Here is a 26,612-nt window from a genome sequence, read left to right on the forward strand (position 1 = left end):
ATTCTCTATTTCAATCATTTTTTTTCGCAATTTACAAAAAATCGGGCTATCTTAATAGAATTTGAAGATATTAATCTTTGTTCTTTAGTGTTTTAAGCACACTAAGTACCCATCCTTTGCCCCATTCGTTCATCTGATCTTCTGTCCACAAAAACGGATAAAATATTCTTTTTTGAAAACGCGGAGGTAAATACTTTTGCCAATTGGTCCCTCCAGTTGCGGCAATATCAACCGGATCTTTTTCCAGGTATCTAACAGCAGATTTATAATGCGATAGCGGCCATTCGACATTAACGTACAAATCAAGTTTCCTTAATTCTTCGGCTAACAAACTAACATCATTTCCTTTAGCTTCCAGCTGATGATAAAGTGCGGCAAAGTTGCTTGATGCTCTATTTTTAGCCAGTTGCAAAAACTGAGCTGCATATTTTTTAATAAACTGTTTTAATGTTAGTGTTTGCTTTCCTGATGCTAATTCTGTTGCGCCAAATTTCCAGTAAATGTGTTCGAACTGCTCTTCTATCGTTGCGTTTTCTAATTCCGATCGTTTACTTTTATCCGTTAAACGAATAAAATCAGTTGCGCTAATTTCAATCATACGGTATTGACCAGATTGAAATCCGCTAGCCGGCAAAAGCGACATTCTGAATTTTAAGAATTGCTCTTTTTCCATGCCATCAACCATCACTTCGAAAGAAGTTGTTAAAGCATTAAAGTATGCGTTTATTCTTTTAACTCTTGCTGTAAAAAATTCAACAGTAAGATTATCATGTTCAGCAACCTGATTAAACTCATGCAAGGCAAGCTTAAAGTAAAGCTCCGTTATCTGATGATACATTATAAATATTTCCTCATCAGGAAAAGGCGTTTTTGGACTTTGCAGGCTCAGCAAAGTATCTAAATGGATGTAATCCCAATAGGTAAGAAAATCTGCATATAACAAACCATCAAGGTAGGAAGCCATATCCTGACCCATTGCTGTATATTTTTCTTGTAATTGATTTAGCTTGTCTTTAATTTCCGGGGTGAAATCCATTCTATTTATTTGATCTGTACAAAGGTGATAAACATTTTGCAACAAAAGGCTAAAATTTATACATTTGAATTCATGGCGATGGGGTACCGCCCAAACAGGCTGATGACTCCTACGATTTATTAAAATTGATTCAAATGCCTGTCAAAAAATTAACGGAAGGTTTTCTTCTGTCTGTTTCCCGATTTGTAAAGCTAGAACTAAAAATTACGATTACAAGCCTGTTAAAATGGCTGTTTATCGCAACAATTTTAGGTATACTTATTGGAAGTGCTTCCGCGCTTTTTCTAGAATCTCTTGAATATGTAACTTCTTACAGAACAAGCCATCAACAAATAATATACTTTCTTCCATTAGCAGGATTAGTTATCGGGCTTTTTTATCATTATTTTGGAAAAGATGTGGTAAAAGGCAACAACCTATTGATTGAAGAACTTCAAACGCCTAAAAAGGTTATTCCACTAATTATGGCGCCATTGGTTTTTACAGGCACAATAATTACGCATTTATTTGGCGGTTCTGCCGGACGAGAAGGTACAGCTGTTCAAATTGGTGGAGCCTTTGCAGATCAGTTTACGAAAATTTTTAAATTAAAGCCAAGAGATAGAAAGATTATACTTATTTGTGGAATAAGTGCAGGTTTTGCTTCGGTATTTGGAACACCGCTGGCCGGAGCCATTTTCGGTTTAGAAGTTTTTATTATTGGAAGCTTATTTTACACAGCCATACTTCCATCGTTTTTAACAGCAATAATTGCAGATTATATTTGCAAGCTTTGGGGCGTTGGTCACACACATTATCAAATAAATTCTATACCATCAATTGGTGCCATTAACCTTTTTTATGCAGCAATTACTGGAGTATTATTCGGCTTAACAGCCAGATTATTCTCTACTTTAAGCCATGGCTTTACATCGCTTTTTTCTAATATAAAATATCCTCCGCTAAGGCCAGTTTTAGGTGGTATAATATTGGTGATTATAATTTTTACCTCAGGCGCTTTCAAATATATTGGTTTGGGCATACCAGCCATCTCAGAATCATTTAATTTGCAGCAACCCTATTATGCTTTTGCAATAAAAATATTTTTGACCGCCTTAACATTAGGCTCGGGTTTTAAAGGTGGAGAAGTTACACCATTATTTTTCATTGGCGCTACACTTGGCAGTTTTTTAAGCATATTCATACCTTTGCCTGTTGCCTTATTGGCCGGAATGGGTTTTGTTGCCGTATTTTCTGGCGCAGCAAATACCCCTTTGGCTTGCATTATAATGGGAATTGAATTATTTGGAAGCAGCAGTGGAGTTTACCTTGCAATAGCATGTGTAGTTGCATACTTGTTTTCGGGTCACAACGGAATTTATCGCTCTCAATCTGTTGGAAGCCCTAAACATGGCTTACTAAAAAGGTATCAGTTTGTAAAGTAATGCAGCATTTAACAATGCTTTTTATAGTTTTTAATTTCGGTCTGTGAAGACACAGACCGAGGGGTTAAACTCAATATCACTACAAGATAATCCTAGTATAAAACCCTAAATTTTATAGTATGCTCAATCTTTTTCAATGCCTTAAATAGTTGTTTATCATACTCTGCATTAATATCGGTAATGGCATAGCCGATTTCGGTATTTGTCATTAAAAACTGTCCTACGATATTAATATTATGTTTAGCAAAAACCGTATTTATTTGCGCCATAATGCCCGGAACGTTCTTATGAATATGAATTAGCCTGTGCGATTTATCGATTTTTGGCAACTGTAAATTAGGATAATTTGAACTTAAATAAGTTGCGCCTGTATTCATAAAATCAATTATCCTTTTCGGTATGAAATCGAAATTACGCGGATTTGCTTTTACATCATCAAAAATTACGATACCCATTTTAGTACAAAGCTCGGCATCAACTTTGTTTCTAGAATTACCTAAATAACCAATCGTTTTTAGTTTGATTGCATTTTTAAGTTGTGCTTTATCTATTTTCTCACCATCAGCAAGTAATATTACGCCAACATCTTTAACGTATTTTTCTTCGAAACTTGTTTTGTGCCTTATTGATAAACCATCATTTTTCAGCAAGGCGATACTTTTTGGGTCAACATCGCCAATAACCAAACATAAAATGCGGTTTTTAGGATATGAAATTGCTCTTGGCAAATCATTCACATACAAAAATTCATCAAAACTTGGCGTAACGTGATCGGCCTTTGCAACAATACTTTCGCGAGCAATATTTTCTGTAAAGGCGAAAAATTTATTTATTAAACCACTTTCTCTCAATTGGAAATCTGAATAACCATCTCCAATTCCAAAAAGTTCGCCTTCTAATTTTAAATGCTGAAGTAATTTTACTTTCCCGCCTTCTTCACTAAGAGGATTTGCATGGTCGTAATCTATAATTTTTCCATCACCTGTGGTTACAAAAGTGTTGGCGTAAATATTTTCTTTTTTAATATGATACTGACTAACAACCGGAGTAATGAACTCCTTAAATCCACCAGAAACGATTAAAACTTCATCAGCGTGTTTTTTAAAGAACTCAGCATTACGAGAGAAAGATGTTGAAACCTTTTTCTTTAAATGCTTAATTAGTTGTTTTAAATGCTCTTCATCGGCCTCTAAAAGTTTTACTCTCTGAGCTAAACTTTCAGAAAATGACAACTTTCCTTCCATCGCCAGATTGGTATAATCTTCAATTTTTTGAAAAATAGATTCTTTCTGCGGATGTTTTTTTAATGAAATTCTGGCAAGTTCATCCAAAGCTTCTACTTGCGTAAAAGTGCTATCAAAATCAATAATGTAGTAGGCTTTTTGTTTAGGCATTTTTTAAGTGTTGGGTGATTTCTGCAATACTATTTGAAAGTGGCTTAAATTGTATTCCGGTTTGTTTAATTATTTTATCGTTTGAATAGTAACATAATGTTACGCTACTTTTGGCAGTATCTTTTGTTATAGATGGATGATTTCGGGTAAAGATGGAAAAGAATTTTAATGCTCTCCAGGCAATACCAAGCATCCAGGGTTTAGCTTCTTTGGTTGGTGCTTTAACGCCAAAACCATTTGCAATTGAGGTAAATAAATCTTTATAATGAATGTTTTCTGATGAGAGGATAAAACGTTCGGCAGTAACTTCACTGTCCATAAGTGCAATCATGTATTTAACTACATCATCAACATCAACAAAGCCCGAAGCGCCGTTTGTATAAAATGGAAAGCCATCTTTAACAAGTTTAAAAATTGCACCACTGCCTTCAAAACCAGCATTTTTACCAATTATTACCGATGGATTAACAATTACTGCGTCTAGTCCTTCTGTTATTCCACGCCAAACTTCCATTTCGGCTTCGTATTTCGAAAGTCCGTAAGCGTGTGCTTTCGAATCATACTCCCAGAAATCTTTTTCAGTAATTTGACTTCCTTTTTTTGCCTCACCCAAAGCTGCTATTGAACTTACATGAACCAACCTGCAATTATTATCTAAACAGAGGTTTACAATGTTCGATGTACCATCAATATTTACATGAAAAAGTTGCTTTTTATGATTTGAATTTAAAGACACAAAAGCCGCACAGTGGAAAACTTTTGTAATTCCTGTAAATGCATCTTCCAAAGCAGAAGGTTCATTAATATCGGCATCTACCCATTCAACTAATTTTATGTTGTTTAATAATGAAGGAATTTCAGATGTTTTTCTTTTTAAAGCCCGAACGGCTAAACCATTATCAGTTAGCTGTTTTATTAACTCAGATCCTAAAAATCCCGTTCCGCCGGTTACGAGTATCATTATATTTTTTGGGGCTATTGGTGAAAATACGCTTTCAAAAATAGATATTTGGGGCGATAGTTTTAAATATATGTCACTAACCGATTTCTTTTCTCCCTTAAATATTGATCAGTTTACACCAAAACAAGGTTTTTTCACCAGTCAGCTGGGAATGAAAACCGAATTTTACACTGAATCATTTCCAGATTTGGAAGAAAATAAATTCGATATTGCAATTTTTGGTGTTCTAGATGGGCGAAATGCTGTAAATAACGAAGGTTGCGGAATTGCTCCAGACTATTTCAGAGAGAAATTTTATAAGTTAAACGAAGGTGCTTTTGAGAGTCGAATTGTAGATTTAGGAAATATCAGACATGGCGCAACTGTTGCCGATACTTACATTGCCGTTAAAATGGCGGTTTCTGAATTAATAAAAAACAATATTATTCCGGTAATTATTGGCGGCGGACAAGATTTAACTTATGCGCAATATTTAGGTTATGAAGACTTGGAGCAAAAAGTAGACTTGGTTGTTGTTGATAATCAATTTGATATAGATGGACACGAAAGCGAAGGTATAGAAACCCGTTCTGATTGTTACTTAAACAAAATATTTTTACACCAACCTAATTATCTGTTCAACTTCAGTAATCTTGGCTATCAAACCTATTTTGTAAATCAGGAAAGTTTAAACGTAATGGATAAACTTTATTTTGATGCACATCGTGTTGGCGAATTTGCTCAGGATATAACACTTACCGAACCTATTATTCGCAATGCGAATATGGTGAGTTTTGATATTGGCGCAATCCGTTCTGCGGATGCCGCAGCAAATGCAAACGCTACCCCAAATGGCTTTGATGGTGAGGAAGCTTGTAGAATAGCCCGATATGCTGGCATGAATGATAAATTAACTTCAATCGGTTTTTATGAATTTAATCCGGCTTATGACAACAACGGTCAAACCGCATTTTTACTAGCACAAATGGTTTGGTACTTTGTAGATGGTTTTTATGCTCGCAAAAAAGATTTTCCTTTAACCCCAAAATCTCAATTTATTATTTACAGAACCAGCTTAAAAGATGGTTCTGGCGAAATGACATTTGTAAAAAGCAAAAAATCGGATAGGTGGTGGATGCAGGTTCCTTATCCTGCGCAGCAGTCGAAAAATGAGCGCTACCACCTAGTTCCTTGCCGTTATGATGATTACCAAACTGCAGTTAATGGCGATATGCCCGACTTATGGTGGCGTACCTATCAAAAGCTATCATAATTTTACACAATTTTTAATCTGTTGAGGTTACATTTTTTTACATTTGATTTTTAGAGTGTTACAATTCTCACAAGAAATAAAATCAACTAATGAAAAAAATAATTTTATCAGCTATGGCTATTTTGCCTTTAGCTGCTATGGCTCAGAAACCCTTCACAATTAAAGGTGATGCAAAATCTTTAAAAACAGGCGATAAGGTTTACCTTATTTACAGCGAAAACAGTCAGCGCAAAACAGATTCTGCTGCAGTTACCAACGGCAAATTTGAATTTAAAGGAACTGTTACCGATCCAATTTCCGGCAATCTTTTCAAAAACATTAACCCTTATGTAAAGGGTGCGAACACCAAAAATTTGGATTACGCAAACCTTTACTTAGAACCTGGAAATATTGTTGTAAGCTCTGTTGATTCGATTAAATCCATTTCTGTTAGCGGAACAGCTGCAAATAATGATAATACAAAATTAAAAGCGAGCTTAAATCCTGTAACAACACAATTAAACGCTATTGATGCTGAATACGCCAGACTTACTGATGAGCAAAAAAAGGACAATGCAGTTATTGGTGGCCTAAGAGAAAGGTATTCAAAGATATCGGAGCAAATGAACCCGATATATTTAAACTTTGCTAAAAGCAATCCAAAATCTTATGTAAGCTTAATGACCTTAAGTCAATTATCTGGAGATCCGGATGCACAAGCACAAGTTGAAACTGTATTCGCAGGCCTAAGTCCGGAATTAAAAGCAACAAAAATTGGTACAACTTTAGCAAAAACTTTAGAGGCTACTAAAAAGACAGCTGTTGGTGTAATGGCAATGGATTTCACTCAGAATGATGTTAATGGTAAGCCAGTAAAATTATCTGACTTTAAAGGAAAATATGTTTTAGTTGATTTTTGGGCATCATGGTGTGGTCCATGCCGTCAGGAAAACCCAAATGTTGTTGTAGCATATAATAAATTTAAAGATAAAGGCTTTACCGTATTGGGCGTTTCTTTAGACAGACCAGGCGCTAAAGATGCTTGGGTAAAAGCAATTGCTGATGATAAACTAGACTGGACTCAAGTTTCAGACTTAAAATATTGGGAAAATGAAGTTGCGGTAATGTATGGTATCCGTTCTATTCCGGCTAACTTTTTAATTGACCCGACAGGTAAAATTATTGCTAAAGGTTTAAGAGAAGAAGCTTTGCAAAGTAAATTACAAGAGCTATTGGGTAGCAAATCCAAATAATTAAGCTTTTACAAAGAAGCCACAGATTGGCAGATTAGTTCAAACTAAAATCTGTAAATCTATGGCTAACTTTTTTTAGATTATATCAATGGCTATTCAAAACAAATAGAATGGACATTAATAAGCCACAGATTCGCAGATTAGTTCAAATAAAAATCTGTAAATCTGTGGCATTAAATTTTATTTTTTTTTATGATGATTTTAGAAAATCGAGCGCATTGATGAAATAATTCTCTATTCCTTCATATGGATCTTCGCCCGGTATCCACGAAGCAAATTTCCAGTATTCCCATTCACCGCCCAACAAAGGTGGTACTAAAAGGAAATATTGTTCTTGATTTCTACCACCAACAACAATGCTTCTTGCTAATTTAATTGCGACATCTAAAAGTTCATCATTGTTAATCCAAATCTCAATTATTTCAGGATCAATATCTTTCAAAAAACCAACATTTGTTGTTGATTCAAAAGATGGCTCAATGTTTTCATTTGGTGTAGTGAAACCATTAGTAATTGATAGAAAATCTTTATAATCTTTTGGTAAGTCAATTTGTAGTCTTTCCTCAAGCTGCTTAATTTCATCAGCAGTAGCTGGTTTGCCTCCTAACCATTTCGATTCAACCTGTTCACTAGTAAATATGAATTCACCTTGTTTAATCGCAGTTTCTGAGATTTTTTTAAGTGTTTTTTTTAATTTGGTTTCCATCAACGTTAAATTAAATCGAAACCAATATCTTCTCTGAAATATTTGCCGTCGAAATAAATTCTTCCGGCATCTGCAGTTGCAGATTGAAGTGCAGTAAACAAATCTTTTTGCAAGCTTGTAATCGCAATTACACGGCCGCCATTTGTTTTAACTACATCATTATCTAATAAAGTTCCAGCATGGAAAGCATTTGAATGACGAAGATTTTCTATTCCTGAAATTGCTTTCCCTTTCAAGTAATCGCCAGGATAACCGCCTGCAACAATCATTACGGTTGCGGCAGTTTCTTCACTAATTTCTAATTTAACCTGATTTAAAGTTTTATTCGCCGTTGCGATGAAAAGCTCGACCAAATCATTTTTTATTCTTGGGATAACACTTTCTGTTTCCGGATCGCCCATACGAGCATTGTATTCAATAACATAAGGTTCATCACCAACTTTTATCAATCCGAAGAAAATAAAACCTGTGTAATCGATATTATCTTTCTTTAACCCTTCAACTGTAGGCTTAATTATTCTTTCTTCAATTTTATTTAAAAATTTTGCAGAAGCAAAAGGCACAGGAGAAACAGAACCCATACCGCCAGTATTTAAACCTGTATCAGCTTGACCAATACGTTTATAATCTTTAGCTTCTGGTAAAGTGATGTAGTTTTCACCATCAGTTAAAACAAAAACAGAAAGTTCTATACCACTTAAAAATTCTTCAATTACAACTGTTGCACCAGCAGCACCAAACTTACCACCAAGCATTAGCTTTAATTCTTCCTGAGCTTCTATCGTTTCAGTACAAATTAAAACGCCCTTACCCGCAGCTAAACCATCTGCCTTTAAAACAACTGGCAAAGCATGGTTTTGAAGGTAAGCCAAGCCATCTTCTAAAGTTTCTGGGGTAAAAGAACGAGATGCAGCAGTTGGAATGCCGTGACGCTCCATAAACTGCTTAGAAAAATCTTTACTTCCTTCTAAAATTGCACCTTCTTTTTTTGGCCCGATAACTGGAATATGAGCTATTGTAGCATCGGCAAGAAAAAAATCATGAATACCATTTACCAAAGGTTCTTCAGGGCCAACCACAACCATATCAATTTGCTCTGTTAAAACAATTTTTTTGATAGCATCGAAATCGTTTACGCTGATGTTGATATTGGTACCGTAAGTGCCAGTCCCACCGTTTCCGGGTGCAATAATAAGTTTATCACAGTGTGAAGATTGGCTGATTTTCCAGGCAAATGCACTTTCTCTGCCACCTGAACCTAATAGTAAAATATTCATTCGGCAAAGATAAAAAAAGAGTTTAGAGTTTAGAGTTGAAAGTATTGGGCATCAAAACTTTTCACTTCACATTTCAACTTTTTACTTTTTACTTTTTACTTTCAACTTCCCTTTGCGTTTCTTGTCATTTGTTCTAGCATATCCCACATTTCGTTCGGGATAGCTTCTAAACCGTTCATTTGACCAGCACCTTGAAGCCATTCGCCACCATCAATTGTGATAACTTCTCCATTAATATATCCCGAAAAGTCGCTCACAAGAAAGGCTGCTAAATTTGCAAGTTCCTGGTGTTCGCCAACTCGTTTTAGAGGCACACGGTTTTTAAAATCAAATTTCTTGGCCAAATCGCCCGGCAATAATCTTTCCCAAGCACCCTTTGTAGGAAATGGACCTGGTGCAATTGCGTTTGTTCTGATTCCGTATTTACCCCACTCAACCGCAAGCGAACGCGTTAAGGCTAAAACGCCACCTTTTGCACATGCAGAAGGCACCACGTATGCAGACCCAGTAAAGGCATATGTTGTTATAATATTTAAAACAGTTGCTGCCTGTTTCTCTTTTATCCAGTGTTTTCCAAAAGTTAAAGTGCAGTTAACAGTTCCTTTTAATACAATATCGATTATTGATGAAAATGCATTTGCAGAAAGTCGTTCTGTTGGCGATATAAAATTTCCTGCTGCGTTATTTAAAAGTACATCAACACTTCCGAATTTTTCAATCGTTTTTGCAAGTACGTTTTCAACCTGTTCAATTTCGCGTACATCACAAGCTACAGCTAAAACTTTACCTCCGGTTTTTTCTTCCATTTCATCGGCCGTTTTTTGCAAAACATCTTGCTTACGACTGGTGATAACCAAGTTGGCGCCTAATTTTAGGAAATAAACCCCCATTGCTTTTCCTAATCCGGTACCGCCTCCGGTAATTACAATGGTTTTGCCTTTTAAAGCATCATCACGAAGCATCGGTTGATTGAAATTTAACATATATTTAGTTGGTTAGGTGGTTAGTTGGTGAACTGACTAAGCGGTTAATTGGTTAATTGGTGAACTGTTTAATTGTTCAAATTGGTTAATTGCTGATTTACCAAATCGATTATTTCCTCTGCAGGTTTTCTAAAATGGTTTTCAATATGTGTCTGGTTGAAGGCGACCACCATTGAACCAACATTTTTTCTAATGTTGCAGATTGATTACCACTAACAGCGGCTATTAATTCAGCCCGTATGTTTAGCTTACTTTGTGACCAAGTATTACTTTCAAGCTCCATAAATTTCTTTATTTTTCGCTCCGCAGCTGTAAGCAAACTTTCGTTTTTTACAATTTCATCTACCAAACCAACTTTTAACGCTTCTTCTGGATTAAATAATTTTCCTGTTAACAAACTTCTAGATGCTTCTGCGCTACCAATCCAAAAGGCATATAATTGAAATATACTATTTGGAACGATAATCCCCACCGGAACCTCATTTAAACCAATAATAAATTGTCCTTCTGCCATTACTCTATAATCGCAGGCCAAGGCCATAACGCAACCACCAGCGGGGCTATGACCACTAATGGCAGCTACAATAGGTTTTTTAAAGGATACAAGATTGGCAGTAAAACTGAAGAACAATTCGAAGAAAGATTTCGCCTCTTCTTCGTTATACCCATAAAGCTCTACAAGATCTAAGCCTGCCGAAAAGAAAGGCGCTTTACCCGTTAAAATCACACCGCCAATATTATCATCATTGGAGATGTTGTTTAGCATATCATTAAATTCTACAATTAACTCACGGTTCATGGCATTCGACTTGCCTCTATCTAAAGTAATGGTAGCCAAACGATCTTTAACACTAACTTTTATTGTATTCATTTAATGATATTTTGAATGTATTTGAAGCAAAGTAATAAATTTGAATTAGTATGCATGCATACTAATTCAAATTTATTACTTTTTAGTTATTTAACGCTATAAGTATATACTTTTCTCGCCAAACGTCCTGATACATCAATACCTTCAATAATCATTCTGTAATCACCGGGTTCGTTAGCATTATAAAATTCAAATCGCCCGCTACCACTATCACTTGTTATAACTTCAGGATTCCAGTAAATTGTACTTCGGGTATCGTCGGTATTTGTTTGCTCAGGTGTATTATACTGAGGTGCATAAAATATTTTAGAAACATTAATACCTTTAGGATTTAAACTCACAATGCCTTCCGCTACATATTTTGTGTCTACACCTCTTCTTGTGGTGATTACAAGAACTCCACCACCTGCTTCGAACCCATAAATTGTTGTATAAGCAATTGTTTTTAATAATTCTATACTTTCAATATCACGGGGCATTAGACCATCCAAAGTACCAGGGTAAATACCATCTATTACATATAACATTGGAGTATCTTTAAGAGTGGACGAACCTCCTCCTCCTCTTATCAGTCTTGGGGTATCTAATTTAGAAATTACACCAGGAAGTTGGCCCCAAACACAACTCCAGGTAACACAATTTTTCATTTTATCTCCACCTAAAACAAAATCTGCCATTCCGGGCCCATTATAATTAGATGAATTTGGTGCTAAATTCTTTTTGCCTTCAATAGTTACTTCATTAAGTTTTATGCTTTTTTCCATTAAGCCCAAGCGCCTCATCTCATCAAAATAGGTATCATTTGCTTTAATATACTGCATTACAACCTCATTTACATTAACCTCAACATCTGCTATGTTTTTGTTTTTTGTAATTATTTGATCAGGTATTTTATCTAAAATGATGTTTACATTTTTATCGTTACTCTTTGTTCTGGCTTGAACCACAAATTTTGTACTGTCTTTAAACAGCAGGTCTTGAAATTTAAACCTACCCTGAGCGTCTGTTAGCGTATCCAATACAAATCCTTTAGAATCTTTAGCCATTAACATAACTTTACCTCCAACTACAGGTTTATTCCCTTTTTTTACCTGTCCGCTTATTACTGTAGATTGCTCTGGGGTATAGGTAATATTTGGAGAAACATCATTAATCACGTTTTTCCATACAAAACGGCTCCAGCCCTGGGTAAGCATTAAATTATCTAATTCCTGATTAGTTTTTTCATCATCATTAAGGAAATAATGATTTGGATTTTCAACATAACCAGCCAAATCTGAGGTGAGTAACAAATTGCTTAAAATATTGCTTTCATTATTTTCGTCGGGTTTTATCTTGCTAATATTGGCTACAGATATAGAAAAACTTCCAACTGCTGCTTTCTGATTATCAGATGCATTAAAGTTAAAAACCGTTTTACCTTTTCTATTTGCAGAAACTGAATCGGTATTTACCTTAATCGACAACTGATTGTTTTTTTGATTTAAAAATACCAATCGCTCAGCAATAGGCTGATTATCGCCTGAAAATAAAGTAAGCTGGGTAATGCCTGATGGAAGTTTACTTTTATCTATCGATGTAGAAACCAATTGCTTATTAATTTTAGCCTTTGCTACATGAAAAATAGAACCATTTCGCTGTGCTACAATTTTAAGCTCTTCTCCATTTATTACATCAGCAGAGGATAATATTTTTACTTTTAGTATTTTATCATTTGTATTATCAACAGAGATTGAGTGGCCTTTCTTTTGTATTTCCGGAAATTTAAATTCCTTTTCAGAACCATCTTTAAATTTAACAAGAGCGGTATAGATTTTGCCTGGCTGCACATTTGTAATAAAATTCCCCATACCTAAATGTTCGGTTTGGAAAGTAGTAACTACTTTTTTATTATCATCCAGAACAACCCCAGAGATGTTTTCGCCTCTTCCTGTAGAATTAATGGCTTTTACAGCAATCTTTTGTGGTAAATCTTCCAATAAAACACCACTTTCTGGTAAAAATTGTACATCGATTTGGTTTGATGTACTAACGATTGGAATAACTTTTAAAACCTTAGACTTGTTTGGAAGCTGCAAACGAGCTAATATTTTACCCTGCTTATTTAATTGATTGCTGGTGAAATTAATTTTCGCATCGCCATTTAAGTCTGTTTTAGCTTTACCTTTTGATTGTGTTTTATCATCAATTTGAATCTCGTAACTAATCTCATCTTCGCGGTACGGCATACCATTTTTATCTTCAAAATGTATGGTTGCACTGATGTTATTCAAATTATTTTCTTTGCTGAATTTATAAGCTGTTTTAGTGAAAACTTTGTTCGAAATACTATTACCGATTTTAATGGTTTTATCATAGAAAAAGTCGGTCTCAAAATTTCGCATGTAGTTTGTGTATGCCCGGATTCGGTAGTTACCTTCTGCCAAACTATCCGCAATTTTAATATTGCCCCAACTTACGCCATTCATTAATGGTAATTTGAGTTGTCTCTGTAATGAATCTTTATCATCAATTAACTCAACATAAATTATTTTACTTAATAAAGAAAGCCCTTTTGCATTTGAGTTTGTTGCATAAGCTTTAAACCAGATGTCATCGCCTACGGCGTAATAAGGTTTATCTAAATGGAGGTAAACTTTTTCGTGGGGATATTTAGTATTGTAATCTACCAGTTTTTTAAGAATAGCATTAAACGGATCTTCATCTCCTTTAAATGCTAAAAGTGTTGCAAAAACCGCCGAGAGAAGCAGCAGACGTGTAACTAGATTTTTCATAATGGTTAGGTAAAATGATTATGCATCAAGTTAATAAACCTGAGGCATATATCGTTATTTTTAGACTAACCTTTTAGTTATTGCAATAATTATTTTACATCAAATGTAGATACCGTTCTCGCAAAATGACCTTCAGCATCAATTCCTTCGATAACAATTCGATATGTTCCGGCTTCATCAGCATTGTAAAAGTTAAATGTTGCCTTTCCATCTTTGTCACTCACAACTTGCGGATTCCAGTAAATCGTACTGCGATAATCGGCTCTTGATGTACTTGTTGCTCCATCATATTTAGGTGCATAGAAATCTCTAGAAATAGAGAAACCTTTTTCATTAACGGTAACCACGCCCGGTGCATAACTATTAGAAACAACATCAGTGCCGCCACGTTTTGTCGTTATAACTAATACACCCCCACCTCCACGGCTTCCGTAAATTGCGGTATTTCCCGGGGTACGTAAAACCTCTATCGTTTCAATATCGTTAGGATTTAATACATCAAGAAAATCTGATTCTACATTCATTCCATCAACCACTATTGCCATTGGCGTATTCTGGCTTCGCGTTGAGTAAGGAACACCATTTCTCCATAAAACAAAAGGTAATCTACCATTTAAACATTGCGAAAGCGTTACGCACATTGTTAAATCTTTTGCGGTTAATATAAAATCTGCTCGACCAGCACCGTTTAAATTAGCAGAATTTTTGGCAGGGTTTCTTTGCTCCGTTACTGTAACTTCATTAAGTTTAATGGTGCGCTCAAGCAATCCTAATCTGGTCATTTCATTAAAGTAATTGTCGCTTTCTTTAATGTACTTCATCAAGGTATTGTTTACATTAACATCTACTTCTGCGCCATTTTTGCTTTTAGTAACAATTTGTGTGGGTACTGCATCAAGCTTAATTTCTACAAACTTTCTGTCGGTTTTTGTTCTGGCTTGCACAACAAACCTTACACTATCGTTAAATTCCAAATTATCAAAACTAAATCTACCTTCGGCATTTGTTGTAGTGTCCTGAATAAATAATCCGCCTTTGGTAGCCATTATCATAACTTTACCGTTAGGTACAGGCTTACCACCTTTTGTAACCACACCACTAATCGAGGTAGATTGCTCAGGCTTATAAGTTAATGCCGGACCAGCGCCACTGATTACGTTTTTCCAAAGAAATCTCCTCCAGCCTTGAGTTAAAAGCAAATTATCCAGATCCTTTACTGTTTTAGCATCATCATTTTTGAAGTAATAATTTGGTTTTTCTTCATAACCTGCTAAATCTGATGTGAGCAGCAAATTGGCAAATATGTTACTCTCATTATCTTCATCGGGTGTAACTTTACTGGCATTTGTAACCGAAACTGAGAAACTTCCAATTAATGGCTTTTGCCTATTTGTTACATTAAAATCTATAGTCGATTTGCCCTTTTTCTGGCCAGAAGCTCCTGATGTGTTTAATTTGACATCTATAACATCAACTTTATTCTTATTAAAAATTAAGCGTTCTGCAATTGGTTGATTATTGGCAGAGAAAAGCGTAAACTGAACAATTCCAGAAGGTAATTTACTTTTTGGGAATACTGCGGTTAATAACTGTTTATCAACTTTAGCCTTTGAAACATAGTAAATGTTTCCACCTTGTTGCGCTACAATTTTCAACTCATCAGAATTTGTCAAATCTGCAGTAGTCATTATCTTAACAGATACTTTTCCGGTATCGAGATTATTGACAGACAGTGCATAACCGCTTTTTTGGGCTAAAGGCAAACGAAAATCTTTCTGAGAGCCATCTTTAAAAGTAACTTTAGCAGTATAAACTTTTCCAGCTTGCATATTTAAGACAAAACTGCCAATACCCAAGTGAGTAGTTTCAATGCTCGTAACTTCGGCACCTGTTTGGTCTACAATTTTAGCTTTAACATCTTCTCCTAAACCAGTTCCATTAATAGCTTTTACTGCAATTTTCTGCGGAAGTTCTTCTACCATTGTACCACCTTCTGGCAAAAACTGAACATCAACATCGTTGCTTGTCGAAGTTATTGGAATAGATTTAACAACTTTTTGCTTGTTCTCTAAAGTTATAGTTGCAATAATTTTTCCTTTTTTATTGAGGAAAGATTGGTTGTTGGTAAAACTAAGATTTGCTTCACCAGACTCATTTGTTTTGGCTTTACCTTTTGCAATTGTTCTGTAATCCAGTTGAACTTCGTAGCTTACCTCATTATCTTTATAAGCAACACCGTTTTTATCTTCAAAACGGATATTTGCGTTTACTTTATCTGCGTTGTTTTCTTTGCTAAACTTATATTCGGTAAAAGTGAAAACTTTGTTTGCCCATCCATTACCAACTTTAATATTCTTATCGAAGAAAAAATCTGTACCGAAATTTCGCATATAATTGGTGTATGCTCTAATTCGATAATTTCCCTCGCCAAGTGAATCGGTAAGTTTAAAATCGCCCCAGGTTATGCCTCCCATCAAAGGAAGTTTAACAAGCCTCTTTAAAGAATCTTTTTCATTAATAAGCTCTATGTATAAAATCTTACTAATTTCTGATGGCGCAAGTGTTTTGGTGTTTACTGTGTATGCTTTAAACCAGATATCATCGCCAATGGCGTAATAAGGTTTATCTAAATGCAGGTAAACTTTTTCTTGGGGATATTTTGCTGAGTAATCTTCTAACTTTTTAAGCAACTGCGTAAACGGATCATCGTCCATTTTAAAAGCAGCAAAACCTAAAAACACAATAAGGAAACTAAGAAAGAGCGATACTTTAATTTTCATTTGGCGTAGATATAAAAATAAATATGCCTCAAGGTACGAAACCTGAGGCATATTATTATGAATTTTGCATGAAAATCAGGTCAGTTTAGAAGCTGTTCTTCCACATCATACTTTCTACCGGCCTGGTTGTTTTGTTATTATATTTAGCGTTTCCTTTGCTGTTGTACATCGTTTCTACTTCACCTTCAACAACAAAATAAATCAATTGTCCGATTGGCATACCTGCATAAATTTTTACGGGTTGTGCAACAGAAATTTCTAATGTCCAGGTATTGCAAAATCCTACATCGCCTTTTCCGGCAGTAGCGTGAATGTCAATACCTAATCTTCCTGTGCTGCTTTTACCTTCTAAAAATGGAACGTGGCTATGCGTTTCTGTATACTCTAAAGTTACGCCAAGATATAATGTACCTGGTTGTAGTACAAAACCATCCTTCGGGATTTCAAAATGCTCAATCTCATTATGTTTTTTAGCATCTAATACACGGTCTTTGTAGGTTGCTAAATATTTTCCCAAGTGCACATCGTACGAATTGGTACCTAAGCAACTGCGATCGAAAGGTTCAATAATTATTGTTCCCTTATCAATTTCCTCCAAAATCCTTTTATCAGATAATATCATTTTTATGCGTATTTTTGGCCTAAATTATCATTTATTTAAGATAATTTTGCATGTTAAATTTCAATTTTATAAATGCCAATAGTTTATAATAAAAATATCGATGAACATTCTGTTCTGGCAATCTGGAAAATTGAGGAAACAGAAGCGCAACTCTTAGCCGGACTGCAATTAAAACAGCACGAGCTAGATATCATTTCTTCGCTTAATAACGGAAAAAGATTACTACACTGGTTAAGCACAAGGTTATTGCTGCGTACATTGCTAAATACGGCCGAATATATCGATTGTAAGTTCGATGAAGACGGAAAACCTTATCTGGTTAACTTCGATTATAAAATATCTCTAAGCCATTCTTACGATTACGCAGCCGTAATGATTAGTAAAGATTATGCCGTTGGAGTAGATATCGAACTAATTAAGCATAAAATAAAAAGCATAAAACATAAGTTTTTAAACGATGTTGAGCTTGCTCAAAAGCAAATTGGCGACAATACAGAAGGACTTTACGTTTGTTGGTGCGCTAAAGAAGCTATTTACAAATGGCATGGCAAAAAAGGCCTGGAATTTAAAGCGCATATACACATTAAACCATTCAAACTAAAAAACGAAGGCAGTTTAAATGCCTTAGTTGAACTTCCAAACGGAACGCGTGAGTTAACAGTAAATTACTTTAAAACGGCAGATGGTTATATGGTTGGTTATGTACAGGCTGCAGAAAACTAAAATCCGATTAAGGGAATGAAAGATACAGGAGAAAAAATCGTGGCGGATAAATTAGTTGAAACGCAATTTATAGATTGGGGACTTACAGATTACCAGCAAGCTTGGGATAAGCAGGAAGATTTGTTAAATAAAACCGTAGCCATTAAAAGCGAAAACCGAGTAAATGGCACAAATTTACCAACTCCAAACTACCTTATTTTTAACGAGCATCCGCATGTTTATACATTAGGCAAAAGCGGTCACCCGGAAAATTTACTGCTCGATGAGCAAGGTCTTAAAGATAAACAAGCAACTTATTACAAAATAAATCGTGGTGGCGACATCACTTACCATGGTCCCGGTCAAATTGTGGGCTACCCAATTTTAGATTTAGATAATTTCTTCACCGATATACACCTATATCTTCGAACTTTAGAGGAAGCAGTGATTTTAACTTTGAAAGATTACGGAATAGAATCTGGACGTTACGAAGGTTACACCGGCGTTTGGTTAGATGCCGACAACGAAAAGGCTCGTAAAATCTGCGCTATGGGCGTTCGTTGCAGTCGTTGGGTAACCATGCATGGTTTTGCATTTAATGTAAATGTAGATTTAGATTACTTTAAAAACATTGTGCCTTGCGGCATCGACGATAAAGCGGTTACTTCTTTAGCGCAAGAATTGGGCTACCAACCAGATATTGAAGAAGTTAAGGAGAAATTAAAAAACCACATTGCAGCTCTTTTTAAAATGAAGCTGATTTAATATTAAAAGTTTTTTGAAAATTTACGGTTTGGTAATTTGTAGCGGGCATTAGTCCCGCTATCGCCTATAGTCCTCACTCGTGCCTCGTTCCGGGCTATTTGGCTCAATCGGGTTTAGAGAACTTCTTTCGTAATTCTTAGTAAAGGAACATAACCACCCCCTAGTCTAAAAGATTTAGCTACGCTGAGCACTTCGTGGTTCTCCACTACGGTCGAAATGACGGGTATGTATGGTTTCTGCAAGGAAAACCCTCCAACGATGAGCAACTTTAGTTTTAATAGCCCCGACATACGCGGAAATACTTTTGGCTAAACTTACGAAGTCTTTACTTAGCGTTTCGCAAGACTTCGTAAGTTTAAGAGCCAAAAGATTGCAGCATTGGCGGGACAAAACCTAAACCAAGAACCACAGATTTTGCGCTTCAAATTAAATTTAAACCATATCGTCATTTCGAGCGAAGCCGAGAAATCCTTGTAATTAACTTCAAAGATTTAGCTAGGCTGAGCACTTCGTGGTTCTCAACTATGGCCGAAATGACGGAAGACTATCAAAACCATTTAATCTACTTTTCCGTAAATTGGAATATGAAAATTTTATTGAGCGCCATTTTATTTTCTTTTCTATCTTCGGGTTGCACTAAACAAAATCCTATGCCGGCAGATGCACCAACCAATAATCCTGTTGTAGAAAAAAACACGACCGGCGTTTTCACTTATCTCGCTTTAGGCGATTCGTACACTATTGGCGAATCTGTTCAACAAAATGAATCATTCCCTTATCAACTTAAAGAGTTGCTAGTTAAAAACTCGTTTAATGTTGAAACACCAAAAATAATTGCAAAAACCGGCTGGACTACGGATGAGTTACAGAATGCAATTGTGCAAGCAAAAGTTACACAGAAATACGATTTCGTTACCTTGCTTATTGGCGTAAACAACCAATATCGCGGCTATAGTTTAGATACTTATAAAAAAGAATTTAGCGAATTGCTTGAAACTGCTATTGGTTTTGCTGGTGGTAAAAAAGCAAGAGTTTTTGTAGTTTCTATTCCCGATTGGGGCGCAACACCTTTCGGAAAAAACACATTTAAATCGCCCGAGGCTATTGCCAAAGAAATTGATGAATTTAATGCTGCTGCAGAAAAAATATCAAATGATGCTGGTGTAAGCTTTACTAACATCACACCTTACTCAAGAGTTGCTAAAAACGACCCCAGTTTAATAGCAAACGACGGATTACATCCAAGTGGTAAAATGTACGCTAATTGGGCAAGTTCTCTTGAGCCAAAAATCTATAGCGTACTTAAATAATTTAATATCAGCTTCTTTCATTTTTAATTTTAAAATTTTAGATTAGTTTAACTATTTAAATTATTAATCTAAAACTAGAAAAATTATGAATGAGTACGAATCTTATGAAGGCAGCGGAGTAGCTGCGGGTATTGGCGCTGTAGGCATTATTATTTACCTGGCAATTATTGTATTGTTAATTATTGGGATGTGGAAGGTTTTTGAGAAAGCCGGAAAACCAGGTTGGGCAGCAATAATTCCAATTTATAACATTATTATCCTAATTGAAATTGTTGGTAAACCAATGATTTGGATTTTATGGTTACTTATTCCCTGCGTTAACATTGTATTTCTTGTTTGGTTATACAATCTTGTAAGCAAAAGTTTCGGAAAATCAGAAGGTTTTACAGTTGGTTTAGTAATCTTCCCTTATATTTTCTGGCCAATTTTAGGTTTCGGAGATGCTAAATATTTAGGTCCATCTGCTGCCGAAGCACAAAATAATGGTTTCGGAAATAATCCGTTCAATAACCCAAATAACAATTTTAACAATCCATTTGGTAATCAAAATAACCCTAACGATACACCTCCACCGGTAGTCTAATGTTAGCATATACCTTCTATATATTTTGCAGCGCAATCAATTTATTTGATTGGCTGCAAAATCATTTAATTCCTTGTCCGTTTAAAGCATTAGCGCATATAGATTGCCCCGGTTGTGGTTTCCAGCGTTCCTTTATTGCACTACTAAAGGGTGATGTTCAGCAAAGCTGGCAATTTTATCCTCCAACAATTCCGCTGATTTTAGTGTTTATTACAGCTTTTATAATGTATAAGTTCCCGGTTTACAAAAGCACAGTTGTTTTAAAAACTATGGTCATTATAGTTGGCAATTTTATTTTGTTTAACTATCTGTACAAAATGTTTATCCGTTAAACATTCATATTTGCGGTAACATGCTTATAATCTTTCATAACGGTTTCCAAAAACTGGAGTTCATTCATCCCGGCAGGAATATTTACAGCAATATGGGTTTTTGTTTTGGCCGCCATAGCATAAATCAAATCCGGATTCCCTGTAGTGTAATAGCCTGTTAAAACTTCGTAAATAAGTTCTGCATCTCTATCGTTTAAGTGCAAAACCTCTTTAAAGGTTGGCTCATAATCTTCAGGTAACGAAAAGCTGAAAGCAACATTATCAATTTTTGTTCTCGGTACGGTTTTTATTAATGTTGTTTTGGCTAATTTATCGCCAATACGCTGATGTTTTTCGGTAACAGCAACGGCAACTAATGCAACAACACCCCAACCAAACATAACCCCAAAATCTACAATCCTGAATATCCAACGCATTAAATATTGCCCAAAAGTTGGTTGTCCGCCATCAAGGCTGATGACTTTTATCTTCATTATTTTTTTTCCAAAACTTTGCCCATCCATGGTCATTTCGCAAACCAAATCGTAGAAAATAAAAATGACTGCAAAGAGAATTATTAATATGATTGATAAATTTCCTGATGTGCTAAACTGTGCCGCAACCATTAAAATTAAAACTACAATGTAGAGGATTGCAAAACCTGCAAGATCAATTAATCTGGCGGCTATGCGTTCGCCCAAACCGGCAACTTCATATTCAATATCAACATTTTGAGCAGTGCTAATTGTAATGGTTTCCATATTTCAAACATAATTTTTTTTATGCATAGATGGTAGCCTTGCTAACGTAAATTTTTAAAGTAAAATGATTAAGCATTTGCTTCATAATTTTTGTAAGCAAGAAAATTTAAACTATTTTAACCACAGATTTGAGTAATATTAATGAGAGAAGCTTTATTTGTTAAACAAAACACCGAAAAGTGGCAACGGTTTAATGATTTGCAGTTTGCAAGTCCTGATGAACTTGCCGATCGGTTTACAGAAATAACGAATGATTTAGCTTACGCGAAAACTTTCTACCCGAATTCAAAAACTACCGCTTATTTAAATGGCTTAGCCTCAAAACTTCATGGCTCGGTTTATAAAAACAAGAAAGAAAAATCAAATCGATTTATCATTTTCTGGAAAACAGAACTCCCTTTACTTTTTTTTCAGCATAAAAAACAGATAATATATTCTTTTGCATTTTTTATTATTTCTTGTGCAATTGGTGCTATTTCTGCCAAATATGATGATACTTTTATTAGGCTAATTTTGGGCGATGGTTACGTAAACATGACGAATGATAACATTTCCAAAGGCGACCCATTTGGCGTTTACAAACAGCAAAATCCCGTAATGATGTTTATTCAAATCGGGGCAAATAATGTTTATGTTTCGCTATACACCTTTGTTTTAGGGATAATTTTTTCTTTCGGAAGCATTGTTTCGCTTTTCAGAAATGGCGTAATGCTTGGCTCATTTCAATATTTTTTCTTTAGCAAAGGTTTGGGCATTCAATCTGTTCTGGTTATCTGGATTCATGGTACGTTAGAAATATCGGCAATTGTTTTAGCCGGCGCAGCCGGACTTGTTTTAGGAAACAGCTTTCTATTCCCGAAAACCTATACCAGAATGGCTTCTGTTTTAAAGGGCGCAAAAGATGGTTTAAAAATAGTGCTCGGACTTGTGCCAATATTTATTGTTGCAGCTTTTTTCGAGAGTTTTGTAACCCGACATACCGAAATGCACTGGGTACTTAGTAGCTTTATTTTAATTAGCTCTGCTGCATTTATAATATGGTATGTTTTTATCTACCCAAGAAAAATTTATCACACCTTACAATTAAATTAATATGCTCCTTAAAATAGAATTTAAAAAAATACGCGATTTCGGTCAGATAATTAATGATACGTTTACTTTTATCCGCCAGAATTTTAAACCTCTAGTTAAAACCTATTTTATTTTTTGCGGTCTTTTTTGTTTAGCAGGAATGTTGGCCATGCTTTTGCAGCAATATAAGACCGTTAATATCATTAATAATCTAGGCACCTTCAAGCCTGGCCGCTCAGGATTTGGAGCAGGCTTATATGGGTTAGAATATTTTTTGGCAATTTTATTTTCACTGGCAGGTTATGCAAGTACCACTGTTGCCACACTTTCTTACATTGCAGTTTATGTGCAAAAGGGAAACCAAACGCCAACTACCGATGAAGTTTGGGGTTATTTTAAATTTTACTTTTTTAGGGTTTTTGGTAGTTCACTTCTTTTAGGGTTATTACTCTTAATTGGCTTTGTGTTTTGCTTGCTTCCAGGTTTCTGGCTTATGCCAATTATTTCCTTAGTATTTCCAATTATTGTTATCGAAAATGGCACTTTAGGTTATGCCTTTGGCAGAAGTTTTAAATTAATTAAAGATAATTTCTGGATAACGTTTGGCACTTTATTTATTATCTGGATAATTGTTTACGCCTGTATGTCGTTTGTGGTTTTACCAACAACATTGTTTAGTATGCTTGGATTATTTTCTGGCAATAAACCGCAGATGTCTTTAACTTTCACTATGCTTGGCACAGTTCTACAATACCTTTGCCAGGTTTGTACAGTTATTCCAGTGATTACTATTGCCCTATCTTATTTCAGCTTAGTAGAGCAAAAAGAAAGTGCAGGCTTAATGGAACGCATTTCAACTTTTGGAAATGCCGAAAAACCAACAGATACTCGTCCGGAAGAATATTAAGCGCATGTTGAAATTGGTTTTTAGGTTTTTAATTTGTTTTCTATTGCTTTTTGCATCAGCGAATAGCTATGCCCAAACTACAAAGCCTAAACCAACTGCAACCCTTAAAATCGATAGCAGTAAAGTTTCGCCATTATCTTTTGATAAGAGAGCAATTGAAACCTACTCTGAGCAGAAGGAATTTCAATACGATGAAGCCCTTACCCGAGATTTATCTTTATGGGATAGATTTTGGATGTGGTTTTGGGATATGATTGCAAGGCTGATTAACACAGCTGGCTCTACTCCCGGCTCAAAATATTTTTTCATCTTTTTAGGCATTGCAATTCTTGTTTACATCATTATCAAAGTTGTAGGTTCTGAAAACATTTTTAGCAAAAAATCTAAAGAAACCATTCTTTCTTATGATGTTGTGAATGAGAACATCCACGAAATTGATTACGAAAAAGAACTTCAGAAATTAATAGGTCAAGGAAAATATCGCCTTGCGGTTCGGCTTTTGTATTTAAAAACTTTAAAAAAACTCAGCGATGCTGATTTAATTGACTGGAAGCCGGAAAAAACAAACTATAATTATTTTACTGAAATAAGTAAGCCTGAATTAAAATCGGAATTTGGAAAACTTACACACCAGTTTGATTACATCTGGTATGGCGATTTTCCGGTTGATGAAAACAAATTTGAGCCAATTAACCAATCGTTTAATCACTTTAATGCTGCAATTAAATGAAAGGTTATAAAATATATTTCGCCATCGGGCTGATATTGATACTGGTTTATTTGGTGGCACAATTTAATAAACCAACGCCTACGGATTGGTCGCCTTCTTATAAAAAAGAAAGTAAAATACCTTACGGAACATTTATTTTGTATAATAGAATTCAGGATGTTTTGCCAAAGGTGAAAAAGCAAGCATCGGCTACGCCAATTTACAACACCTTAAAAGGCAAAAACTACAAAAACGCAAGCTATTTAATTGTAGCACCGCAGGTAAAAATCACCAAACAAGATTTTGAACAGCTTAAAAAATTTGCAAGCGCTGGTAATAAAATATTCATTGCAAGTTACAGTTTGGGCAATTATGCAGAAAAGGAATTAAAGTTAAAATCGGCTTATAATTTTAATCAAGATGGAAGTTCGATAAACTTTACAAACCCAGCATTAAAAACTGTTGTAAATTATGGTTTTGAAAAAGGAATTGGCAATCAATATTACCGAAGTATTGATACTTCAAAAACCACAATTTTAGGTATTGATGCAAAAGAGAAACCTAACTTTATTCGCTACGATTATGGTAAAGGCGCTTTATTTTTAATTGCCGGACCAGGTTTTTACAGCAATTTTAACATGCTTGATAAGTATGGCCCTGAATATGCAGCTAAAACTTTGAGTTACTTAAATGGAACAAACACATTAATTTATGATACGTATTATAGTATTGTAGATACTGGCGAAACAGATATTTTACGTGTATTCTTCAAACACCCTGAGTTAAAATATGCTTATTACCTCTGCATTTTTAGCCTGTTACTTTTTGTTTTTTACGATATTAAAAGAAGGCAGAGAATTATTCCAATTGCCGATCCATATACTAATACTTCAGTGGCTTATGCACAAGTTGTAGGCAGCGTTTATTACCATGAACACAATAACTTAGATATTGCACAAAAGAAAATAAGCTATTTGCTTGAACATTTACGCAGCAGATATTATTTAAAAACAAATGAAATTGACGGCTCTTTTGCTACTACATTGATGCAGAAAACGGGTATTAATGATACCATGGCAAAATCGCTTACGAGATACATAATGCAAATCCCGACATTAAATAGCTACAGCGATGCCGAGTTGATTGGCTTAAACCATATTATAGAAGATTTTTACAAAAACACTAAAACCTAATGGAAGAGGAACAATTTAACCAACGCACAGATTTAACCGCATTAACTGAGGCTGTAAATCAAATCCGAACGGTACTGAGTAATATCGTCATCGGGCAAAAACAGGTTATCGATTTCTTAATTGTTGGCTTGCTTTCTGATGGACATATTTTGATTGAAGGCGTTCCAGGTGTAGCAAAAACGTTAAGTGCTAAATTACTGGCTAAATCAATTGCCGCCCAATTTTCAAGGGTACAATTTACACCAGATTTGATGCCTTCAGATGTTTTAGGAACTCCAATTTTCAATACCAAAACTGGTGATTTTGAATTTAGAAGAGGTCCGATTTTTGGAAATATTATTTTGGTTGATGAAATAAACCGTGCGCCAGCAAAAACACAATCTGCGCTTTTCGAAATAATGGAAGAAAGGCAGGTTACAATAGATGGCACAACCTACCTAATGGAAGAGCCGTTTATGGTTTTGGCAACGCAAAACCCAATTGAGCAGGAAGGTACTTATCGACTACCAGAAGCACAATTAGACAGATTTTTATTTAAAATTGAAGTTAAATATCCATCACTGGAAGAAGAAACTGAAATTTTGTTAAAGCAACATACACTAGTAAATAAAACCTTACTTGATGATGTAAAACCAGTTTTATCGGTGGAGCAGATTAAAAAGGCTAGAGAAATTATTCGCAGTTTATATGTTGAGCCTAAACTTATCGAGTTTATTGCAAAAATTGTAAACGAAACACGAAATAATCCATCGTTATATTTGGGCGCTTCGCCACGGGCATCTTTGGCTATTATACACAGCGCTAAAGCTTTGGCTGCCATTCAAAATCGTGATTTTGTAACGCCTGATGATATTATTACGGTTGCCGTTCCTGTTTTGGCACATCGAATTATTTTATCGCCAGAAAAAGAAATGGAAGGCATTACAACCACAGATGTTGTGCATCAAATTATTAAAAGAATAGAAGTACCAAGGTAATTTTAAGCGCT

24 protein-coding genes and 1 riboswitch are annotated in these 26,612 nt (G+C 35.2%); of the genes, 13 read left to right on the plus strand and 11 right to left on the minus strand.

Translation table 11 applies throughout. The annotated features are described in order from the left end of the window. Positions 1-70: 70 nt before the first annotated feature. Entirely contained in the window at positions 71-1,036 is a 966-nt protein-coding gene (locus ACO05K_RS15345; protein WP_421945304.1) for a tryptophan 2,3-dioxygenase family protein, read from the minus strand. A gap of 65 nt (positions 1,037-1,101) precedes the next feature. Beyond that, positions 1,102-1,155: riboswitch (Fluoride riboswitch) on the plus strand. Positions 1,156-1,170: 15 nt separating this feature from the next. Here ACO05K_RS15345 and ACO05K_RS15350 point away from each other — a divergent pair. Further along, positions 1,171-2,460, plus strand: coding sequence for a voltage-gated chloride channel family protein (locus ACO05K_RS15350; protein ID WP_421945305.1), 1,290 nt, complete (start codon positions 1,171-1,173; stop codon positions 2,458-2,460). Positions 2,461-2,552: 92 nt separating this feature from the next. Here the strand turns inward: ACO05K_RS15350 and ACO05K_RS15355 are convergent, their stop codons facing one another. After that, positions 2,553-3,854: an HAD-IB family phosphatase gene (locus tag ACO05K_RS15355; protein WP_421945306.1), complete on the minus strand. Its 1,302-nt coding sequence runs from the start codon at positions 3,852-3,854 to the stop codon at positions 2,553-2,555. Then, the gene (locus ACO05K_RS15360) at positions 3,847-4,815 is read right to left on the minus strand and encodes an NAD-dependent epimerase/dehydratase family protein (RefSeq protein WP_421945307.1); all 969 of its coding nucleotides are present in this window, start codon (positions 4,813-4,815) and stop codon (positions 3,847-3,849) included. Before ACO05K_RS15360 ends, ACO05K_RS15355 begins: the two co-directional genes overlap by 8 nt. Before the next feature lie 70 nt (positions 4,816-4,885). On the opposite strand from ACO05K_RS15360, the gene ACO05K_RS15365 reads away from it, so the two are divergent. Next, positions 4,886-6,067, plus strand: coding sequence for a formimidoylglutamase (locus tag ACO05K_RS15365; RefSeq protein WP_421945308.1), 1,182 nt, complete (start codon positions 4,886-4,888; stop codon positions 6,065-6,067). An 89-nt stretch (positions 6,068-6,156) separates the two neighbouring features. Continuing rightward, positions 6,157-7,299 carry a redoxin domain-containing protein gene (locus tag ACO05K_RS15370; protein ID WP_421945309.1) on the plus strand — a complete coding sequence of 381 codons (1,143 nt, stop codon included), beginning with the start codon at positions 6,157-6,159 and terminating at the stop codon, positions 7,297-7,299. A gap of 190 nt (positions 7,300-7,489) precedes the next feature. On the opposite strand, the gene ACO05K_RS15375 is transcribed toward ACO05K_RS15370, so the two are convergent. The 7 genes from ACO05K_RS15375 to dcd form a co-directional block, all read right to left on the minus strand. Further along, positions 7,490-8,005: an SMI1/KNR4 family protein gene (locus ACO05K_RS15375; protein WP_421945310.1), complete on the minus strand. Its 516-nt coding sequence runs from the start codon at positions 8,003-8,005 to the stop codon at positions 7,490-7,492. 5 nt (positions 8,006-8,010) lie between these two features. After that, on the minus strand, positions 8,011-9,282 hold the full coding sequence (purD, locus tag ACO05K_RS15380) for a phosphoribosylamine--glycine ligase (RefSeq protein ID WP_421945311.1): 1,272 nt from the start codon (positions 9,280-9,282) through the stop codon (positions 8,011-8,013). Positions 9,283-9,383: 101 nt separating this feature from the next. Next, positions 9,384-10,265 carry an SDR family oxidoreductase gene (locus ACO05K_RS15385; RefSeq protein WP_421945312.1) on the minus strand — a complete coding sequence of 294 codons (882 nt, stop codon included), beginning with the start codon at positions 10,263-10,265 and terminating at the stop codon, positions 9,384-9,386. 109 nt (positions 10,266-10,374) lie between these two features. Continuing rightward, positions 10,375-11,136, minus strand: a complete 762-nt coding sequence (locus ACO05K_RS15390) for an enoyl-CoA hydratase/isomerase family protein (RefSeq protein ID WP_421945313.1) — start codon at positions 11,134-11,136, stop codon at positions 10,375-10,377. A gap of 86 nt (positions 11,137-11,222) precedes the next feature. Beyond that, the gene (locus tag ACO05K_RS15395) at positions 11,223-13,910 is read right to left on the minus strand and encodes a TonB-dependent receptor (RefSeq protein WP_421945314.1); all 2,688 of its coding nucleotides are present in this window, start codon (positions 13,908-13,910) and stop codon (positions 11,223-11,225) included. Between the two features lie 89 nt (positions 13,911-13,999). Beyond that, a complete protein-coding gene (locus ACO05K_RS15400) occupies positions 14,000-16,690 on the minus strand; it encodes a TonB-dependent receptor plug domain-containing protein (protein ID WP_421945315.1) in 2,691 nt (896 codons plus the stop codon). Between the two features lie 85 nt (positions 16,691-16,775). Further along, positions 16,776-17,312 carry a dCTP deaminase gene (gene dcd, locus ACO05K_RS15405; protein ID WP_421945316.1) on the minus strand — a complete coding sequence of 179 codons (537 nt, stop codon included), beginning with the start codon at positions 17,310-17,312 and terminating at the stop codon, positions 16,776-16,778. A gap of 72 nt (positions 17,313-17,384) precedes the next feature. On the opposite strand from dcd, the gene ACO05K_RS15410 reads away from it, so the two are divergent. From ACO05K_RS15410 to ACO05K_RS15430, 5 genes are all read left to right on the plus strand, one after another. Then, positions 17,385-18,035 carry a 4'-phosphopantetheinyl transferase family protein gene (locus ACO05K_RS15410; protein WP_421945317.1) on the plus strand — a complete coding sequence of 217 codons (651 nt, stop codon included), beginning with the start codon at positions 17,385-17,387 and terminating at the stop codon, positions 18,033-18,035. Positions 18,036-18,050: 15 nt separating this feature from the next. Next, positions 18,051-18,779 (plus strand): lipoyl(octanoyl) transferase LipB, encoded by a 729-nt coding sequence (lipB, locus tag ACO05K_RS15415; protein ID WP_421945318.1) that lies wholly within the window; start codon positions 18,051-18,053, stop codon positions 18,777-18,779. Positions 18,780-19,363: 584 nt separating this feature from the next. After that, positions 19,364-20,089: an SGNH/GDSL hydrolase family protein gene (locus tag ACO05K_RS15420; RefSeq protein ID WP_421945319.1), complete on the plus strand. Its 726-nt coding sequence runs from the start codon at positions 19,364-19,366 to the stop codon at positions 20,087-20,089. A gap of 85 nt (positions 20,090-20,174) precedes the next feature. Then, entirely contained in the window at positions 20,175-20,672 is a 498-nt protein-coding gene (locus tag ACO05K_RS15425) for a DUF5684 domain-containing protein (protein ID WP_421945320.1), read from the plus strand. Then, the gene (locus ACO05K_RS15430; RefSeq protein WP_421945321.1) at positions 20,672-21,004 is read left to right on the plus strand and encodes a DUF2752 domain-containing protein; all 333 of its coding nucleotides are present in this window, start codon (positions 20,672-20,674) and stop codon (positions 21,002-21,004) included. The genes ACO05K_RS15425 and ACO05K_RS15430 overlap by 1 nt, the downstream gene beginning before the upstream one ends. Here ACO05K_RS15430 and ACO05K_RS15435 read toward each other — a convergent pair. After that, complete coding sequence (locus ACO05K_RS15435; protein ID WP_421945322.1) at positions 21,001-21,744, minus strand: RDD family protein; 744 nt, start codon at positions 21,742-21,744, stop codon at positions 21,001-21,003. The two genes, ACO05K_RS15430 and ACO05K_RS15435, sit on opposite strands and share 4 nt — an antisense overlap. A gap of 141 nt (positions 21,745-21,885) precedes the next feature. On the opposite strand from ACO05K_RS15435, the gene ACO05K_RS15440 reads away from it, so the two are divergent. Genes ACO05K_RS15440 through ACO05K_RS15460 form a run of 5 tightly spaced genes read left to right on the plus strand, consistent with a single transcriptional unit; the run spans position 21,886 to position 26,601 of the window. Then, complete coding sequence (locus ACO05K_RS15440) at positions 21,886-22,836, plus strand: stage II sporulation protein M (RefSeq protein WP_421945323.1); 951 nt, start codon at positions 21,886-21,888, stop codon at positions 22,834-22,836. A gap of 1 nt (position 22,837) precedes the next feature. After that, positions 22,838-23,722: a hypothetical protein gene (locus ACO05K_RS15445; RefSeq protein ID WP_421945324.1), complete on the plus strand. Its 885-nt coding sequence runs from the start codon at positions 22,838-22,840 to the stop codon at positions 23,720-23,722. Beyond that, the gene (locus ACO05K_RS15450; protein WP_421945325.1) at positions 23,682-24,452 is read left to right on the plus strand and encodes a DUF4129 domain-containing protein; all 771 of its coding nucleotides are present in this window, start codon (positions 23,682-23,684) and stop codon (positions 24,450-24,452) included. The genes ACO05K_RS15445 and ACO05K_RS15450 overlap by 41 nt, the downstream gene beginning before the upstream one ends. Then, entirely contained in the window at positions 24,449-25,624 is a 1,176-nt protein-coding gene (locus ACO05K_RS15455) for a DUF4350 domain-containing protein (protein WP_421945326.1), read from the plus strand. The genes ACO05K_RS15450 and ACO05K_RS15455 overlap by 4 nt, the downstream gene beginning before the upstream one ends. Continuing rightward, a complete protein-coding gene (locus ACO05K_RS15460; protein WP_421945327.1) occupies positions 25,624-26,601 on the plus strand; it encodes an AAA family ATPase in 978 nt (325 codons plus the stop codon). Before ACO05K_RS15455 ends, ACO05K_RS15460 begins: the two co-directional genes overlap by 1 nt. Positions 26,602-26,612: the final 11 nt, after the last annotated feature.

The organism is Pedobacter sp. (genome assembly GCF_965227205.1).
Lineage (GTDB): Bacteria > Bacteroidota > Bacteroidia > Sphingobacteriales > Sphingobacteriaceae > Pedobacter.

Bases quoted from the DNA above. Each gene is read 5' to 3' on its own strand.
- ACO05K_RS15345 (WP_421945304.1), bottom strand. From the start codon at position 1,036: ATGGATTTCACCCCGGAAATTAAAGACAAGCTAAATCAATTACAAGAA.
- ACO05K_RS15350 (WP_421945305.1), top strand. From the start codon at position 1,171: ATGCCTGTCAAAAAATTAACGGAAGGTTTTCTTCTGTCTGTTTCCCGA.
- ACO05K_RS15355 (WP_421945306.1), bottom strand. From the start codon at position 3,854: ATGCCTAAACAAAAAGCCTACTACATTATTGATTTTGATAGCACTTTT.
- ACO05K_RS15360 (WP_421945307.1), bottom strand. From the start codon at position 4,815: ATGATACTCGTAACCGGCGGAACGGGATTTTTAGGATCTGAGTTAATA.
- ACO05K_RS15365 (WP_421945308.1), top strand. From the start codon at position 4,886: ATGTCACTAACCGATTTCTTTTCTCCCTTAAATATTGATCAGTTTACA.
- ACO05K_RS15370 (WP_421945309.1), top strand. From the start codon at position 6,157: ATGAAAAAAATAATTTTATCAGCTATGGCTATTTTGCCTTTAGCTGCT.
- ACO05K_RS15375 (WP_421945310.1), bottom strand. From the start codon at position 8,005: ATGGAAACCAAATTAAAAAAAACACTTAAAAAAATCTCAGAAACTGCG.
- purD (WP_421945311.1), bottom strand. From the start codon at position 9,282: ATGAATATTTTACTATTAGGTTCAGGTGGCAGAGAAAGTGCATTTGCC.
- ACO05K_RS15385 (WP_421945312.1), bottom strand. From the start codon at position 10,265: ATGTTAAATTTCAATCAACCGATGCTTCGTGATGATGCTTTAAAAGGC.
- ACO05K_RS15390 (WP_421945313.1), bottom strand. From the start codon at position 11,136: ATGAATACAATAAAAGTTAGTGTTAAAGATCGTTTGGCTACCATTACT.
- ACO05K_RS15395 (WP_421945314.1), bottom strand. From the start codon at position 13,910: ATGAAAAATCTAGTTACACGTCTGCTGCTTCTCTCGGCGGTTTTTGCA.
- ACO05K_RS15400 (WP_421945315.1), bottom strand. From the start codon at position 16,690: ATGAAAATTAAAGTATCGCTCTTTCTTAGTTTCCTTATTGTGTTTTTA.
- dcd (WP_421945316.1), bottom strand. From the start codon at position 17,312: ATGATATTATCTGATAAAAGGATTTTGGAGGAAATTGATAAGGGAACA.
- ACO05K_RS15410 (WP_421945317.1), top strand. From the start codon at position 17,385: ATGCCAATAGTTTATAATAAAAATATCGATGAACATTCTGTTCTGGCA.
- lipB (WP_421945318.1), top strand. From the start codon at position 18,051: ATGAAAGATACAGGAGAAAAAATCGTGGCGGATAAATTAGTTGAAACG.
- ACO05K_RS15420 (WP_421945319.1), top strand. From the start codon at position 19,364: ATGAAAATTTTATTGAGCGCCATTTTATTTTCTTTTCTATCTTCGGGT.
- ACO05K_RS15425 (WP_421945320.1), top strand. From the start codon at position 20,175: ATGAATGAGTACGAATCTTATGAAGGCAGCGGAGTAGCTGCGGGTATT.
- ACO05K_RS15430 (WP_421945321.1), top strand. From the start codon at position 20,672: ATGTTAGCATATACCTTCTATATATTTTGCAGCGCAATCAATTTATTT.
- ACO05K_RS15435 (WP_421945322.1), bottom strand. From the start codon at position 21,744: ATGGAAACCATTACAATTAGCACTGCTCAAAATGTTGATATTGAATAT.
- ACO05K_RS15440 (WP_421945323.1), top strand. From the start codon at position 21,886: ATGAGAGAAGCTTTATTTGTTAAACAAAACACCGAAAAGTGGCAACGG.
- ACO05K_RS15445 (WP_421945324.1), top strand. From the start codon at position 22,838: ATGCTCCTTAAAATAGAATTTAAAAAAATACGCGATTTCGGTCAGATA.
- ACO05K_RS15450 (WP_421945325.1), top strand. From the start codon at position 23,682: ATGCCGAAAAACCAACAGATACTCGTCCGGAAGAATATTAAGCGCATG.
- ACO05K_RS15455 (WP_421945326.1), top strand. From the start codon at position 24,449: ATGAAAGGTTATAAAATATATTTCGCCATCGGGCTGATATTGATACTG.
- ACO05K_RS15460 (WP_421945327.1), top strand. From the start codon at position 25,624: ATGGAAGAGGAACAATTTAACCAACGCACAGATTTAACCGCATTAACT.